13 protein-coding genes are annotated in these 16057 nt (G+C 59.5%); 8 read left to right on the plus strand and 5 right to left on the minus strand.

Going from position 1 to position 16057, the window contains the following annotated elements; genetic code table 11:
* The first annotated feature begins 11 nt into the window (after positions 1 to 11).
* The 5 genes from pstS (at position 12) to J2D75_RS02270 (ending at position 5695) form a co-directional block, all read left to right on the plus strand.
* Positions 12 to 1064 carry a phosphate ABC transporter substrate-binding protein PstS gene (pstS, locus tag J2D75_RS02250; RefSeq protein WP_207852282.1) on the plus strand — a complete coding sequence of 351 codons (1053 nt, stop codon included), beginning with the start codon at positions 12 to 14 and terminating at the stop codon, positions 1062 to 1064.
* 246 nt (positions 1065 to 1310) lie between these two features.
* The gene (locus tag J2D75_RS02255) at positions 1311 to 1601 is read left to right on the plus strand and encodes a hypothetical protein (RefSeq protein ID WP_207852284.1); all 291 of its coding nucleotides are present in this window, start codon (positions 1311 to 1313) and stop codon (positions 1599 to 1601) included.
* Positions 1601 to 3058 (plus strand): PepSY-associated TM helix domain-containing protein, encoded by a 1458-nt coding sequence (locus J2D75_RS02260; protein ID WP_207852286.1) that lies wholly within the window; start codon positions 1601 to 1603, stop codon positions 3056 to 3058. The genes J2D75_RS02255 and J2D75_RS02260 overlap by 1 nt, the downstream gene beginning before the upstream one ends.
* The gene (locus J2D75_RS02265) at positions 3055 to 3339 is read left to right on the plus strand and encodes a hypothetical protein (RefSeq protein ID WP_207852288.1); all 285 of its coding nucleotides are present in this window, start codon (positions 3055 to 3057) and stop codon (positions 3337 to 3339) included. The genes J2D75_RS02260 and J2D75_RS02265 overlap by 4 nt, the downstream gene beginning before the upstream one ends.
* 127 nt (positions 3340 to 3466) lie before the next feature.
* Complete coding sequence (locus J2D75_RS02270; RefSeq protein ID WP_243428391.1) at positions 3467 to 5695, plus strand: TonB-dependent siderophore receptor; 2229 nt, start codon at positions 3467 to 3469, stop codon at positions 5693 to 5695.
* A gap of 12 nt (positions 5696 to 5707) precedes the next feature.
* Here J2D75_RS02270 and J2D75_RS02275 read toward each other — a convergent pair whose 3' ends face one another.
* The 4 genes from J2D75_RS02275 to fumC form a co-directional block, all read right to left on the minus strand.
* On the minus strand, positions 5708 to 6220 hold the full coding sequence (locus J2D75_RS02275) for a hypothetical protein (protein ID WP_207852289.1): 513 nt from the start codon (positions 6218 to 6220) through the stop codon (positions 5708 to 5710).
* Positions 6221 to 6324: 104 nt separating this feature from the next.
* Positions 6325 to 8088: an ABC transporter substrate-binding protein gene (locus tag J2D75_RS02280; protein ID WP_265782628.1), complete on the minus strand. Its 1764-nt coding sequence runs from the start codon at positions 8086 to 8088 to the stop codon at positions 6325 to 6327.
* Complete coding sequence (locus tag J2D75_RS02285; RefSeq protein WP_207852291.1) at positions 8081 to 8401, minus strand: hypothetical protein; 321 nt, start codon at positions 8399 to 8401, stop codon at positions 8081 to 8083. Before J2D75_RS02285 ends, J2D75_RS02280 begins: the two co-directional genes overlap by 8 nt.
* The gene (gene fumC, locus J2D75_RS02290; RefSeq protein ID WP_207852293.1) at positions 8334 to 9794 is read right to left on the minus strand and encodes a class II fumarate hydratase; all 1461 of its coding nucleotides are present in this window, start codon (positions 9792 to 9794) and stop codon (positions 8334 to 8336) included. Before fumC ends, J2D75_RS02285 begins: the two co-directional genes overlap by 68 nt.
* 329 nt (positions 9795 to 10123) lie before the next feature.
* Between fumC and J2D75_RS02295 the strand changes: the two genes are divergently transcribed.
* Positions 10124 to 12757 carry a cation:proton antiporter gene (locus J2D75_RS02295; RefSeq protein WP_207852295.1) on the plus strand — a complete coding sequence of 878 codons (2634 nt, stop codon included), beginning with the start codon at positions 10124 to 10126 and terminating at the stop codon, positions 12755 to 12757.
* A 44-nt stretch (positions 12758 to 12801) separates the two neighbouring features.
* Here J2D75_RS02295 and J2D75_RS02300 read toward each other — a convergent pair whose 3' ends face one another.
* A complete protein-coding gene (locus tag J2D75_RS02300) occupies positions 12802 to 13329 on the minus strand; it encodes an HdeD family acid-resistance protein (RefSeq protein WP_207852297.1) in 528 nt (175 codons plus the stop codon).
* 366 nt (positions 13330 to 13695) lie between these two features.
* On the opposite strand from J2D75_RS02300, the gene rpsD reads away from it, so the two are divergent.
* Together rpsD and J2D75_RS02310 are read left to right on the plus strand one after the other, a co-directional pair.
* Positions 13696 to 14313: a 30S ribosomal protein S4 gene (gene rpsD, locus J2D75_RS02305; RefSeq protein ID WP_025860385.1), complete on the plus strand. Its 618-nt coding sequence runs from the start codon at positions 13696 to 13698 to the stop codon at positions 14311 to 14313.
* A 120-nt stretch (positions 14314 to 14433) separates the two neighbouring features.
* Positions 14434 to 15981: a peptide chain release factor 3 gene (locus tag J2D75_RS02310; protein ID WP_207852299.1), complete on the plus strand. Its 1548-nt coding sequence runs from the start codon at positions 14434 to 14436 to the stop codon at positions 15979 to 15981.
* Positions 15982 to 16057 lie beyond the last annotated feature (76 nt).

Consider the following 16057-nt stretch of genomic DNA (forward strand, 5'->3'; position numbering starts at 1 on the left):
AATCTTTCGGTATGGCTGTTCGCGGCCTCCAGCGTGTCGGGGTGGCCTGTGGTCTGGCGGCGCTGCTCATGTCAGCGCTCCCTGTCGTTCCAGCCCGGGCGGATGGCCTGTCTGATCCGGCGGATGATGTCATTATTACCGGAGCCGGTTCCAGTTTTGCCGCTCCTCTGTATGGCGGTTGGTCAACGGCGGGGCAGAAAGCCGTTGGCGTACGGGTGAATTATCAGGCCATTGGCTCGGGGGCCGGGCAGAACCTTGTCAGTGTCGGCACGGTGGATTTTGGGGCATCGGATGCCCCCATGGCGCATGAGCGGCTGGTGAGCGCCGGGCTGATGCAGGTGCCGACTGCAATTGGCGGCATTGTCGTGACAGCCAATGTGCCCGGTGTGCCTGCAGGCACACTTCGGCTGACCGGGCCTGTGCTGGCCGATATTTATGCCGGGCGTATTACCCAGTGGAATGACGCGCAACTGGCAGCCCTTAACCCTGGGGCCACCCTGCCAGATCTGCCGATAGCCCCTTTGCACAGGGCCGATGGTTCCGGCACCACATACGTTTTTACGGATTATCTGGGGCGCGTTTCCTCCTCGTGGCATGAGGGCGTAGGCCGCGGCATGTCGGTGGATTGGCCTACCGGGGCCGGTGCGCGGGGTAATGACGGAATTGCCGCCTATGTGCGCAATACCGAAGGCAGCATAGGATATGTGGAATATGCCTATGCCGCACGCAATAACCTGACAGGTGTGCTGCTGCGTAATCAGGCAGGCAATTTTGTGCCTGCTACGGTCGAGACATTCAGCCACGCGGCCGAAGCCGCTCATTGGGATGCTGAAGACATGACCGCAACCCTGTGCGATGCACCGGGGGCGCAAAGCTGGCCGATTGTGACCACCACTTATGTGCTGCTGCCTGCTCATGCCACGGAAGATAACAAGGGGGAGGCGGTGCGCCGCTTTTTCCGCTGGGCCGTGCGCGATGGTGGCCCCATTGGCCAGGCGCTGGATTATGTGCCGCTGCCCCCACCGGTTGCGCAGGCCGTCATACAACGGCTGGAGCAGCGCTGACGCGAAGTTGTACAATGTTATCCGGCACTTGTTCTGAAGTTGTCCTATGTTTCATCCACAGATTCTGTGGATAAACCAGAGACAGGGCTATCAGGGGCCGGAACAGGGCGCATACGTGGTCGATTGACAAACCTGCTCAGGATGCGGATACATCGTCTGTAGATGAGAATCTCTCTCAACATATGATGCCATGCCGTATGCTCCCGCCAGCAGTAAGCGGATGGCAAGCCTGAAAGTCGCCTGTGCATGACCCGTGGACCCGCAAAAGCCGCAGCAAAAAAAGGGGCGCTGTGGAAACGCTGGCTCAGCCGGGGGGCGTGCATTGTGGCGTTTGCTTATCTTGCAACGCTCGGGGTTTTCTTTCTGGCGGGAAGACGGCCAGAGGCCATACTGTTCCAGAGTCTCGGTCTGGCTGCCATGCCGCTGCTGATCGTGGTGCTGTTTGCCCTGCCTAAAGGGCTGTTCAGAGGAACGTTCAAAAGCGGGGCCAGTTTGGTTGTGCTGGGTGTCTCGGCGTTGCAGGCAGGCATATTCTGATGCGCGATACTCTGCGTAACCGCATGGGGTGGCTGCATAGCTGGGTGGGTTTTGTCAGCGGACTGATTCTGGTGGTCGTGTTCACCGGCGGTACGCTGGCCATGTTCGATACGGAAATAACCCGCTGGATGCAGCCCGAACTGGCGGTGTTGCCGCAAACAGCCCTGACGGCGGAAGCCCTCAATCATGCCGGAGAGCAGATGCAGGCGCTACAGGGGGCGGGGCAGATGGCGTTTTTGTCCCTGCCTTCAGAGCGCGATCCGGTGCTGCGTATCCTGCATTACGATGGCCACGCCTTTGTTGGCCCAGCCCTGAGCCCGCGTGACGGCGCGGATTTGAATGTCCGGCAGACACAGGGCGGACAATTGTTTTTTGACCTGCACCAGTCACTCTATCGGGGGCCGGTATGGGGGAACATGGTGACGGAAATCGTGGCCATTGGTCTGTTGATCGCGGTTTTTTCCGGGCTTGTTATTCATTTTCGCAATCTTGTACCGGATTTGCTGCTGTTTAGACCCTTTGCGGCTCCGGGGCGCTCATGGCTGGATGCCCATCTGATGGCGGGCGTGCTGATGCTGCCGTTTATCATCATGATTACCTATACGGGGGCCGTTATTCACGGGCCGCGCCTGTTTCCCATGATCAGCAACGGGCATGGCGGTAAAGCGGCAAACCGGGCGGGGCCAGACAAAGCGCATGGTATGGCTTCGGCAGCACCTCTCGCTCCGATGTGGGAGCAGGCCAAGGCCGTGTTTGGGGAGGGTAATATCGGTTTTATCCGCTTCGAGCCCCGCACGATTTCCTTCTACCGTTCGGATGCGGCGGATTTTGTGATGACGCGCGATCATGTCGATTTTTCGCCGCGTGATGGCAGGCAGATTGGCGTCAAATATGGCGAGCGGGGCATACAGGCTCTGGGGGGCGTCATGCGGGGGCTACATTATGCCCGCTGGGGCACTACGGGGCTGCGCTGGCTGTATTTTGTGTGTGGCGCGGTGGGCAGCGCCATGATGTCGGCCGGGCTGGTGCTGTTTGTTATCAAGCATCGGCGAGCACATGGCGGTACCGTAAAGCTGGCTCTGGCCGAAGCGTTTACACTGAGTGTCACCCTTGGCCTGCCGGTGGCGGCGCTGGGTTTTTTGTGGAGCAACCGGCTGATTGCCCCATCACTCGCGCAGCGTGATCTGCTGGAGGCGAAAGTCTTTTTCCTGCTGTGGCTGTGTCTGTTGCTGCATGCGGTGGTGCGGAGTGGCGCCGGGTGTGTGCGGGCGGCCTGGCGGGAGCAGGCATGGGCTTTGGCCGTTCTGGGCTGCGGGCTGCCGTTGCTCGATCTTCTGTCGCGCCGGGGTTCGGGCTGGACACCGCAGCTTGATGTCTATCTGGCGGTAGATGCCTGCGCCTTTGGTTTTGGCGTGCTGGCCATGTGGGGGCAGTCCATGATTGCGCGCGACCGATGATCGCTTTTGTTGCGCTGTTGTGTTGGGTGTCTGCGCTGCTCAGCCACGGTTTGTTGCAGCCAAAAATCCAGCGCCTGCTGGGGATTGGCAACCGGCATGGCGGCCTGTTGCAAGCGGTGCGGTGTGTGTTGCCGGTGGTGGCGCTGGTTGTGTGCCTGCGCCAGAGCATGCCGCTTGCCCTGTTGCTCTGGCTGGGCATGTTTTCGCTGGGTGGTCTGTTGGCAGGCGGCGTGTTGACGCTGGCCTCAGTGCGTGCGCGCAAGCCACGGGTCGGAGCCTGACGGCTTTTGCCGCTGGGTGCATAGGGCCTCTTTACAACGGGATTAAGTATTGGTTATGAGCATGAGTTAATAATAACTCGCAATTGCATAATGGCGAGACAACCCGTATCGGAGCGCACCTGCCTTCATGATCTGTCGTTTTGCCTCAGTGCCCTGTGCTCTGCTTCTGGTCGTTGAGGGCGTACTTCATGTCAGAACGGCCCATGCTCAAACGCGACCGGATATTGCGCATGCGCAGGAGCGGCCAGCACCCGCCAACAGTGTGCATGCCGCAGCCCCTCGCAAGGCAGGCCCGGCCTTGGCGGCAACGCCTGCACCGGCTTTGGCTGCTGAGCATGAAGACATTATGGTTGCGGGCCAGCGTTCTGCTTTTTTGCCCCATAATGCGCAATCCGCGACAAAAACGCAGACACCGTTGGAACTCACGCCCCAGAATATTACAGTTATTACACAGGAAAGAATGAAAATCCTCAACGCGCGCAGCGTGTCTGAGGCCATTCGCTATTCCGCTGGTGTGTCTGATTATGGTTCCAAGGATGACCCGCGTGGTTATTTCGGGACAATCCGTGGGTTCAGCCCGGACATCTATCTCGATGGTACCCGCACGCCGGATGCTTCGTCCTCGCAGTCTTTCAGTATCGAACCCTGGGGGCTGGAGGCCATGGATGTGCTGCGCGGGGCTTCATCCGCGCTGTATGGGTCGGGTCAGTTAGGGGGTATTATCAATGCGGTCAGCAAACGGCCGACCCTGCACCAGCAGAATGAAGTTACTATCCAAACAGGTTCCTATTCGCGGGTACAGGGAGCGGTGGATGTTGGTGGGGCGCTGAACAAGAGCAAGACATTGCTGTGGCGTTTCAACGGCCTGTTGCGAAAATCCGATACCTACGCGATTAATATCAAAAATAACGAGGTTTATGTCGCGCCATCGCTGCGCTGGCAGCCCGATAGCAAAACAGATTTTACCATTCTGAGCAGCTACGAGCAGCTGGATGCGGGATCAACAGCCCAGTTTCTACCTGCGAATGGAACCGTTTATCCTTCGCGCTACGGTTATATTGCCCGAAATTTTCTTAGCAGCGATGCGAATTTTGATGTCTATTCCAAGAGACAGGTTGCCATAGGCTACAATTTTACACGCCAGCTTGCCCCGAACTGGACGATTACGCAAAACATGCGTTACGCGCATCTTGATCTCGATTACCGGTTTGTCACCACCTCCGCGCTGGCGGCCAACCAGCGGACAATTTCGCGAACGGCCCTGCTACAGACAGCAAACTATAACAATGTCACACTGGATACCCGCTCGAACCTTAAGCTGACGACAGGGCCGGTGCATCACGAATTGCTATTTGGCGTTGATTTCAGAAGTGATTTTATGGCCAACCGGCGTGGGCAGACCAAAGCGCCATCGCTCGATCTGTATAACCCCATTTATACCGCCATTACCTGGCCCAAAGCGGGCACCTACAGCAACACGAACGAGACCGAAACCGATACCGGCCTCTACCTGCAGGAGCAGGCGGAGTGGAAACATCTCTACCTGACGCTGTCCGGGCGGGGGGATTTTACGCAGAGCCAGACCGTCAATAACCTGACACACGGCAGCACCCCGCAGAAAAACAACGCATTTACCGGGCGTGTTGGCCTGCTTTATGCCTCATCCATCGGGCTTAACCCCTATGTTGCCTACGCCACGTCTTTTCAGCCACAGGTTGGGCAGACCTATGACAGCACGCCTTATGTACCCACCACGGGCAAGCAGATTGAAGTGGGGGTAAAATACCGGCCCGTGAAAGCTGTTTCGGGGTTGGAAAACTTTATGCTGACCGCAGATTTTTTCAATCTGGTTGAAAACAATGTGCTGACGGCAGACCCCAATCATTCGGCTTTCGATGTTCAGACAGGGCAGCAGAGAACGCGCGGCTTCGAGTTTGAAGGTCTCGGGCGCCTGCCGGGCCATGTCGATTTCATTGCCAGCTATACCTATCAGGACCCGCGTATAACCAGAACGACAGAAGCCGCCCAACTGGGGCAAAGGCCCGTGGCGGTGCCTTCGCATATGGCATCGCTTTTTCTGAGGCGGGACTTCCAGATGGGGCCGAGCTGGTCAGCCGGTATTGGGGGCGGATTACGCTATACCGGCAACACGGCGGGGGCATTGCCTGCGACCTTTACCGTGCCGTCGCAATTGGTGGGGGATCTGGTCGCACATTTTGATTACCGCAAAACCCGTGTTCAGTTTAACGGCACCAATATAACGGACCAGAAATACGTCTCGGTCTGCACACGCGCCGTTGCCTGCGCCTACGCGCCGGGACGCGCCATGTTTGTGACCATCTCGCAGCGCTGGTAGGCGGGGTGGGGGCTAGAGGTGTTTGCGCATATGTTCGCGCAGGTCGTTGCAGCGTTTGGCGTAATGCGATGCCTTGGAGGCGGTAAAGAAATTAATCAGGAACGCCCCGATGAGCGAGCAGAAGGAGACAATAATCAGCACCTCGCCCGTCAACTGTATGGCATCGTTGTAGTACAGGGCTGAATACCAGAGCAGGGTTACGCTCAGCACAGCGCCGAAAAAACCGAAAACACCGGTGGACTTCATCAAAGAGTCTTCGATGTTTTCGAAAGCCGATGTTTCCTGCCACAGATCGAACAGTTTGCGATCCACATCGCCCACGGCTTCCGCATGGGCTTCCTTTTCTTGGGCCGTGCGCTTGTGCGGGTTTTTACGGTGGATTTCGAGTTCCTGCCGGGCCTTTGCAAAAACGCGCCGACGCTCTTTGATAGCGGGCAGGCTGATATCCACAAAGCTCAGAATAGCGACATTAAGCCCGGCTGAAAGCTGCACCACAGCCTGAAAGTCACCCCATGTCACGGCCATTCCGCTTTATTCCTTTGTATTGTGTCGCGTATCAGGCCGGGTTTTAAGCCGTGGGCGGGGTGATGGGTAGAGAGAACGGGCATGACTGCCATTCTGTTACGTGTTCAATGCAGCCAGACCTGTGAGAACAGAACCTGATTGATGGTGGTGTAAATGAAGTGCTTTACCCGCTCGGATGTCAGGATCACGCTTTCCGTTTCAAACGCCGGAGCCATAGGGGAAAGCGCCATGACATGCTCATTGACCTGCCGCCAGATGGCGTTGCGGGCTTCGTCTGTCAGTGCGGTATCGGAGCGGGCGCGTTCCATCAGATCCTGTGTCTGCTTGTCGCAAAAACCGGGCAGGTTGATTGAGCTATCCGAGTGGGGGTGAAAGTTTTCGCAGCCTAGCAGCGCATCCAGAAAATTGGAGGGGGAGGGATAGTCCGCCGCCCAGCCTGTCAGGCCTATCTGTACATGGTTGTCGGTATTCTGCATGTAGGGAAAGGCGATGTTACCATTCAGCGGGCGCACGCTGGCTTTGTAGCCAATGCTTTCGAGCATGTCGCGCAGCCATGTACCCATAGCGATGTCGGTGCTGGTGTTTGCGGTAATCAGGGTTACTTTCTGCCCGGTGGTGCCGCTGGTGCGCACAAGGGCGCGGGCGCGCTCAAGGTCTGGCCCGCGCCACTGGGGGGCAGGGTTTTCAGGTGAGGCGCCGAGGGTGTAATCGCAGCCGATATCCGAGGCGGGTAGGGATGTCGGCACCATGCCGCAGAGCGGGCGGGCAATCCCCGGCCCGCCATACAGGATAACCAGCGCTTTGCGGTTGAGCGCATAATTGACAGCCTGACGTGCCGCCAGTTCGGTAAAGGGCGGCTCGTGCATGTTCATGGACAGGAAATAAATAGCCGGATGCGGCATGACATGCGTGCGGCTGGTAAAGCGGCTGCCGATTTCACCCAGCCGGTCTAGCGGGATCGGGTCAGCCATCCAGTCATACTGGTTGTTTTCAATGGCGGTAACGGCGGTCTCATCAGGAATGCCGAAACTGTAGGTGATCCTGTCGGGAAAGCCCGCGGGTTGGGCCTGTGGGTTCCACGGCTGAAAATACGGGTTGCGGCCCAGTTCAAGGCGTGTGGCCGGATCGTAGGTTTCAAGCTGGTAGGGGCCGGTGCCGGGTAGGGGTGTATTGCCGGTATCATGCGCAGGGCTTGAGGCAGGCAGGATGACGGCATGGATAAAGGCCAGCTTGTGCATGAACTCGGTATCGGGCCGGGTCAGATGGAACGTGATGCGCCGCTGGGCGGGGTCGATTTCTACGCCTTTTTCCAGTGTGCAGGTTGCGGGGGTATTCAGGCAGGCATCGGCCCCGGCAATGGTGCCGTAAAAGGCGCCAGCCGTGGGAGAGGCCACCTTGAACAACCGCTGGAAGGAGGCCCGCACGTCCTGCACGCTTACGGACTGACCGTTGGAGAAGCGCAGCCCCGGCCGCAGGGTAAAGCTGTAGGTCAGGCCGCCATCGGTCGGGGTTGGAATGTTTTCCGCCAGATCAGGCACGATCTGTGCGCCCGCAGGCCCGGCGACTTTGCGGAAGGCTGTCAGCCCGTCATACACATTGGCAAACAGGTTAACGAAGCGCGCTCCGTAATTGATCTGCGGATCAAGCGTGCCGCCAGAGGCCGAGGCCACCAGACGCAGGGTGCCGCCCTTATGGAGGCTGGCATCGGCCTGTGCTGCGGAGGGCGTGATTGGCCCGGCTTCGCTCGACTGCTGCGCCATGCAGGGCTGAGCCAGAGCCGCAAGTAGCAGGCCAGCCAGCATGGCCCCCGCGTTGATAAAGCGCCCACCCCGTAGGCGGGTGGGTAACCCGGTGGTGGGGCTATTCACCCGCATTCTGGCTGATGGCGGTGGGTTCGGGGGTTTTGAGCAAAAGCGCGCGGAAATTTTGGAACATGGTGCAAAAAACAATAATACCGACCATGATCGCGCCGATGATGATACCGATACGGGTTGCATTTTCATTCATCGGAAAGCCTGCCGTCTGCTGGTTGGTGCTGGCCGTAGCCTGTTGTTTTTCTTCTACCCCTAATCCGGTGGGGCGCAAGGGGGCGCAGGTTTTTCGGCCATGGCTGTCAGGCTCCGGCTGTGCCCTGTCCCACCATATCCAGCGGGTTGACCAGCCGGTCGAAGGTTGCGGCATCCACATAGCCCGATTTCAGGGCGGCTTCTTTCAGGCTTAGATCTTCCTCCAGTGCGATATGGGCAATCTGGGCGGCCTTGTCGTAGCCTATGGCGGGGCTGAGAGCCGTTACCAGCATGATGGAGCCTGCCACGTAGCGCTCGATCCGCGCATGGTTGAGGCGGGTGCCCTCCACGGAAAAAATACGGAAATTATGGCAGCCATCGGCCAGAATGCGGATGCTGTGCAGGCAGTTGGCCAAAATGACCGGGCGCATCACGTTCAGGTCTAGTTGCCCCTGACTGGCGGCAAAAGCGATGGTGTTATCATGCCCCAGCACCTGTGTCGCAATCATGACCAGCGCCTCGCACTGGGTGGGGTTGACCTTACCGGGCATGATGGAGGAGCCGGGTTCGTTTTCAGGCAGCAGGAGTTCGCCCAGGCCGCAACGGGGGCCGGAAGCCAGCCAGCGCATGTCGTTGGCGATTTTGAGCAGAACAATGGCCACGGCCCGCAACCCGGCGGAGGCCCGCGCCATCGCATCCAGTCCGGCAAGGGCCGCGAATTTGTTGGGGGCTGTTACAAACGGCCTGCCTGTCAGGCTGGCGATCCGTTCGGCAATGGCCTTGCTGAAACCGGGAGGTGCATTCAGCCCCGTGCCAACCGCCGTGCCGCCAGCGGCGAGTTCATACAGGCCCAGACGCGCGTTTTTCAGCACCTCCAGCGCATCACGCAGCATCTGCACCCAGCCAGACCATTCCTGTCCGACGGTCAGTGGCACGGCATCCTGTAGGTGGGTGCGGCCGATCTTGACGACGTCTTTCCACTCAGCGGCCTTGGCGTCCAGTGCCGTGGCCAGTTCCTCCAGCCGGGGCAGTAGGCGATCCTCGATTTCGAGCAGGGTGACAACGTGCATCGCGGTGGGGAAGGAGTCATTGCTCGACTGCCCCATATTGACATCGTCATTCGGATGAACGGGAGTTTTGCTGCCGATCACCCCACCCGCAAGCTGTATGGCGCGGTTGGCGATTACTTCGTTGACGTTCATGTTGGTCTGGGTGCCTGAGCCGGTCTGCCAGACCGAGAGCGGGAAATGCGCATCCAGTGCGCCCGCACTCACTTCATCCGCTACGCGTGCGATCAGGTCGGCTTTCCACTGGGGCATCCGGCCTTCGGCGGCATTGACCTGTGCCGCGGCTTTTTTGACAATGCCATAGGCATGATACAGTGGCAGGGGCATGCGGTCGGTGCCGATGGAAAAATGCACAAGACTGCGCTGGGTCTGTGCCCCCCAGTAGCGGTCGGCCGGAACATCAATCGCCCCCATGGAATCCTGCTCGGTGCGGGTGCCGTGCGCGGCAATGCCTACGGGCAGCGAGGCGATGGGCGAAGGCGTGCGGGGTGTATCGGTCATTCTGGCTGTCTCCGGGCGCACGTCGCCAGACAATGACCCATATTACAGAGGGGCCTGCGGTGGCGGATGTGCAAGTGTTCCTGTATGAACATGGGAACAGCAGGGCGCGCGGTGCAGGGCCGGCGGGTCTGTTTGTGGTCACGTTGGCGAGAGGGATTGCCCTGCCAGTCTGCCTCGTGTGCGTGTTCTTTCATGGTGTGGCCGCATGGCCTCTGCTAGAAGGCCACACGGATCACTGGCTGCGTCAGTTGCCATGTCTTTGCCTTACCGTTCTGTCTATTAAATGAAATCGACTGGCGGGCGTGTCTGGAACGGGGGAGTAGACGGGTATGGCGTTAACGGGTCTGGCAGCGGCGCTGCTGGTTATTGCACTGTTGCTGGTTGTCGTGAGCGCGGTGCAGCCTCTGGCCCGCAAGCTGGAACTGTCCGAAACCGTCCTGCTCGCCATTGTAGGGATTATCATCGGCTCGGTAGCGGATTTCGCGCTGCGTTCCTCCCATGCCTCGGCCTTGAGCGGTATTGCCGAAACCCTGCTTGATTTCCCGATCAACAGCGAAGCCTTTCTGCTGATCTTCCTGCCTGTGCTGGTTTTTCAGGGGGCGCTGGCTATTGACGTGCGCCGCCTTGCCCATGAAGCGGCTACGGTCTTGCTGCTGGCCGTGGTGGCGGTGGTGCTTTCCACGGCCATGATCGGTTTTGCCCTGCATCCATTCGCGCAGATGCCGCTGGTTGTGTGCCTGCTGCTTGGCTCTATCGTGGCGACGACCGACCCTTCCGCCGTGGCGGGTATCTTCCGCGATATTGGGGCCGCCACACGCCTGACCCGACTGGTGGAAGGCGAGGCGCTGCTGAATGACGCGGCGGCTATTTCCATTTTTTCCATCCTGCTGCCCTCGGTCACGCTGCATAAGGCCATTCACCCCGGCGAGGCGGTGATCTCGTTTTTCATCTCTTTTGGTGGGGCGGTCATTGTCGGGGTGGTGCTGGGGCGGCTGACACTGGCCATGATGTCGGCTATCGGCAGTTCCGCCGCCGAAGTGACGCTGACAGTAGCCCTGCCTTATGTGGCCTATATCGTTTCGGATGAATTCCTGTCGGTTTCCGGTGTGGTGGCCACAGCCGCCGCCGGGCTGACGGTTTCGGTTTACGGGCCATCGACCATCCGGCCACAGACATGGCTGTTCCTTAACCAGTTGTGGCAGCAGTTGGTGTTCTGGGCGGGGTCTTTGGTGTTCGTGCTGGCCTCCATGCTGGTGCCGCACTTGCTGGTGGGCATGAACCGCTGGGACTGGGTACTGATCCTGATTGCCAGTGTGGCAGGCATGGCCGCGCGCGCCGCTGTGGTGTTCGGTATGCTGCCGCTTCTGGCCTGGAGCCGCCTGTCACCCCCGGTGCCAACCCCCTTCAAGGTGACCATGGTCTGGGGGGGCTTGCGTGGCGCCATTACGCTCGCACTCGCGCTGGCGGTTACGGAAAACGACCATGTTGCCACGCCCATCGCCCATTTTATCGGGATTATCGCCACGGGCTTTGTGCTGATTACGCTGCTGGTCAACGGCACGACGCTGCGTTCGCTTGTGCTGTTCCTCAAGCTCGATCAGCTTTCTCCTATTGATGAGGCCATGCGGCATCAGGTGCTGGGCATCGGGCTTGGTAACGTGCAGAGGCGAGCCAAGGCTCTGGGTGATGAGCTGGGTTTTTCTGGTGACGCGACCCGCCCCGTGCTGGAGCAGGTTGCCCGCCGTTCCGAGGAGGAGCAGGCGGTCAATGAGTTCGATAACGCCCTGTCTGATACGCAGCGCATCAATCTGGCCCTGATTACCATCGCCAGTCAGGAACGCTCCCTGCTGCTTGACCTGTTCCGCATGAAAGGTCTGTCCCGCAGGGTGATGGAAAACCTGCTGCGCTCGGCCGAAGCCGCGGTTGACGGGGCGCGACTGGAAGGGCGTCTGGGCTATGTCCGGGCCATACGCCGCAGGCTCAGCCCCACGCTGCGGTTCAGGATGGCGCAGGCAATCCATAACTATCTCAAGATAGACCGCCCGTTGATGCTGAGCATGGCCGAGCGTTTTGAAATGCTCATGGTGGCGCATTTCGTGTCCATTTCGCTCACCCGTTTCATGCGGGTGCGGCTGGAGCCTACTCTGGGCAGCCGCATTGGCGAGATCGTGGCCGAGGTGCTCTCACGCCAACGTAAGCTGCTGGACGAGGCACTGGAAACCATGCGCCTGCATTATCATGGTTATGCCGAAGCACTGGAAAACCGCATTTTCCGCCAGATCGTATTGCGGCTTGAGGGCGAAGAATACGATGCGCTGCTATCGGAATCCCTGATCAGCGAGGAACTGAGCCGCGAACTGATCAAGGAGGTTGAGCGCCGTCGCCACCGGCTGGACAAGCGGCTGAGTTTCGATCTGCGCAGCGGGATCGAGGAGCGCATCAAGAACGCCACCATTTTCAAAGGGCTGTCCGGCGCGGAACTGCATGATCTGGCAACCACCACAACCCTGCGTTTTGTCACCCCGCAGGAGGTGATCTGCCGCAAGGGCCGTAAGGTGAAATATGTCTATTTCATCAGCGCCGGTCTGGCGGAGGCGCATGTGGTGGGAGAAGACATGCACTTTGGCGCGGGTGACCTGATAGGCGCACAGGAGGCGCTCAAACGCTGGCGCTGCGCGGGTACGGTGCGGGCGGTGCAGTTCGGCCACCTTATGGCTATCCGCGCCTCGCGCTTTCGCAGGCTGGTGGAAGACTATCCGGTTGTGCTGGAGAATATTCAGGGCAATCTGCGCAAGCGTGAAACAGGCGAGAGGCCGCTCAGCCTGTTGCCACGGCGTAAGCCTAGCCTGAACGATGCATCGGCTGAAACTCCGGTTCAGGAAGAACCAGCGCCGCTGGCGATCGAGGGCAACCCTACACCGCCCTTGCTGGATGCACCCGCAACCGGGAGCGAAGCCTCTTAAGGAGGCGCACTCCCGGTTGCAGGTTTGAGTGGCTTAGCGCCAGATCAGGGTTGAGCCGTACGCAGGGCAAGGCCGAACTGCACCCAGCTTACGCCGCTGACAATCAGTTCCACGGCCACGAAAGTGCCGATCAGCCACAGGCCCGACCAGGGCAGGGTCAGATACAGGCACAGCCCCACCACAAAGCTGATAAGCCCGCTGAACAGGATCAGGCCCCAGCCCGCCAGTTCACGGTGGCGCATGGCAAGAATGGCGCGGCTGATGCCCACAACCATAAAGCAGGCAGCGGCAAAAAGCGTAATGGCGGTGGAACCGGAAACCGGCTCGGCAATCAGGATGCCCCCGGCGACGACGTAAAGCGCACCGCACAGAAGTGCCAGCATGAAGCCACCCCAGTCCCGCACGGCAACGGCATGCGCGCCCTGCATGATCCCTGCAAAAATAAGCAGGGCGCCGATAAAGATGGTGCTGGCCAGTGTTACGGCCACAGCCTCCACGCAGGAGACAAAGCCAAGGACGATCAGCAGGGCGCCTATGCCTACGAACAGGGGCCATTTGCGTGCTAAGGGCATGAAGTCTTTTCCTTGATAGGTAAGGGCGGTGGCCAGAACCCGGCCGCACCGTATGACGGCGCATGCGGTCTGTGACCATGCTACCCTGGCATAATATGGTGCTGGGCGAGGGAGCAAAGAGAAAAATGCACGCCTCCACTCCAGCCTGTCCGGCCTGTGGTGTTGTGTCGGTTTCTTGACAGAAGGCGGCAGTTTCCGTAAAGGCTGCGACCATTGCCGGGAATGAGGACGGAACGGCCAGCACCCTTTGCGGCTGGTAATGCGTTTCGCGCCCGCTCCAGTCCGTGGTGGACGGAGACTACCGGTGTAATGACGGGACAGGCAACCGCAAGGCCGCCGCCCGCCTGTTGAGAGTAAGAGCGCACTATGAGCAAGCGCCTCGAGAGCAAGTACAAAATCAATCGCCGCCTCGGCGTCAACCTGTGGGGCCGTGCGAAGTCCCCGGTTAACCGTCGTGAATACGGCCCCGGCCAGCATGGCCAGCGCCGCAAGGGCAAGCCCTCCGACTTCTCCGTGCAGCTGATGGCCAAGCAGAAGCTCAAGGGCTACTACGGCAACATCACGGAAAAGCAGTTCCGCCGCTACTATCAGGAAGCCGTGCGTCGTAAGGGCGATACGTCTGAAAACCTGATCAACCTGCTGGAACGCCGTCTGGATGCGGTGATCTACCGCATGAAGTTCGCGATCACGCCGTTCGCTGCCCGTCAGTTCGTCAGCCACGGTCACGTGACTGTCAACGGCCGCAAGATGAACATCCCTTCCTACCTCGTGCAGGATGGTGACGTGATCGAAGTGCGTGAAAAGTCCAAGCAGCTTGCCATCGTTCTGGATGCCGCCCAGTCTGCTGAGCGTGATGTGCCGGAATACATGGAAGTCGATCATCGCCAGATGAAGGGCACCTTCCTGCGTGGCCCGCAGCTTTCCGATGTGCCGTACCCGGTGCAGATGGAACCCAATCTGGTGGTCGAATTCTACTCCCGTTAATCCGGGCGTACAGGTTCGATTTGTGCTGCGCCGGGTGGAGGGCCTGCTCTCCACCCGGCGTTTGCCGTTTTTACCGGTGTCAGCCTTTGCGGCCTGCACCGTTTTGGAACTGGTTTTCACATGTCTGATCCCGCCATGGCCGAACTGGGCAAGGAAATTGTCCGTCGGCGCACGTTTGCCATTATCTCTCACCCTGACGCCGGTAAAACGACGCTGACCGAACGCATTCTGCGCGCGGGTGGGGCTATTCAGCTTGCGGGCAATGTGCGCGCCAAAGGCGAGCGGCGCCGGACACGATCAGACTGGATGGCTATCGAGCGCGACCGTGGCATTTCAGTTGTCAGTTCGGTCATGACGTTTGATTACGGTGGCTGCGTGTTCAACCTGCTTGATACGCCCGGCCATGAAGACTTCTCCGAAGATACCTACCGTACCCTGACCGCCGTTGATTCCGCCGTGATGGTGATTGACGCTGCCAAGGGTATCGAAGACCGTACCCGCAAATTGTTCGAGATTTGCCGCCTGCGCGATATTCCCATTGTCACGTTCATCAACAAAATGGACCGTGAGGCGCAGGACCCCTTTGCCCTGCTGGACGAAATTGCATCCTCGCTGGCGCTCGATACATCGCCCGCTACATGGCCGGTTGGTCGTGCGGCGCATTTCGCGGGTACATATGACCTGCTGAACGACACGCTGCACACCCCAACGCCCCTGCCGCCCGATGACCCGCGCCTGACGCAACTGCATGAAGAGCTGGAACTGGCGCGAGCCGCGCTGCCGCCATTTGACCGCGAATCCTTCGATGCAGGGCATCTGACACCAGTGTTCTTTGGGAGTGCGATCAAAGAAATCGGGGTCACGGATCTGCTGGATGCGCTGGTGGCCTTTGGCCCATCCCCCCGTGCGCAGGCGGCGGAAAGCCGCACCGTTACGGCAGATGAACCGGGCATGACGGCGCTGGTGTTCAAAATTCAGGCCAATATGGACCCTAACCACCGCGACCGTATTGCCTTTGCGCGTGTCTGCTCGGGGCGTCTGACACGGGGTATGAAGCTCCGGCACACCCGTACGGGCAAGAGTTTTGCGGTGCATACGCCGCAGTTCTTCTTCGCGCAGGACCGCCATCTGGCGGAGGAAGCCTTTGCGGGCGATGTGGTGGGTATTCCCAACCACGGCACGCTGCGTATTGGCGATACGCTGACCGAGGGCGAGGATATCCAGTTTACCGGCGTGCCGCATTTTGCGCCTGAAATCCTGCGCCGCGTGCGGCTGGATGACGCGATGAAAGCCAAGAAGCTCAAGCAGGCGCTGGTTCAGCTTGCGGAAGAGGGCGTGGTACAGCTTTTCCGCCCGCAGGATGGGGCGCCCCCGATTGTGGGCGTGGTGGGCACCTTGCAGCTTGACGTGTTGCAGGCCCGGCTGAAGGCTGAATACGGCGTGGGGATCGGGTTTGATTCAACGCCTTACTCACTCGCGCGCTGGATTACCGGCCCGCGTGATAAAATCGAGGCATTTGCCGGGGTCAACCGTGCCGCGATGGCGGATGATCTGGATGATGATCCGGTGTTTCTCGCCACGTCTTCATTCATGATGCGGCGCACGGAAGAACAGAACCCCGATATCCGCTTTCATGACATCAAGCAGATTGGGGTGGGGGTGGGCTAAGGCCCATTGCCTGCTGCGTATAAAAAAAGGGAGCCGTAAGGCTCCCTTTTTCGTTTCCCGCCCTGTTGCCACGGCG

The sequence above is a fragment of the Acetobacter suratthaniensis genome (assembly GCF_017377745.1).
Classification (GTDB): Bacteria; Pseudomonadota; Alphaproteobacteria; order Acetobacterales; family Acetobacteraceae; genus Acetobacter; species Acetobacter suratthaniensis.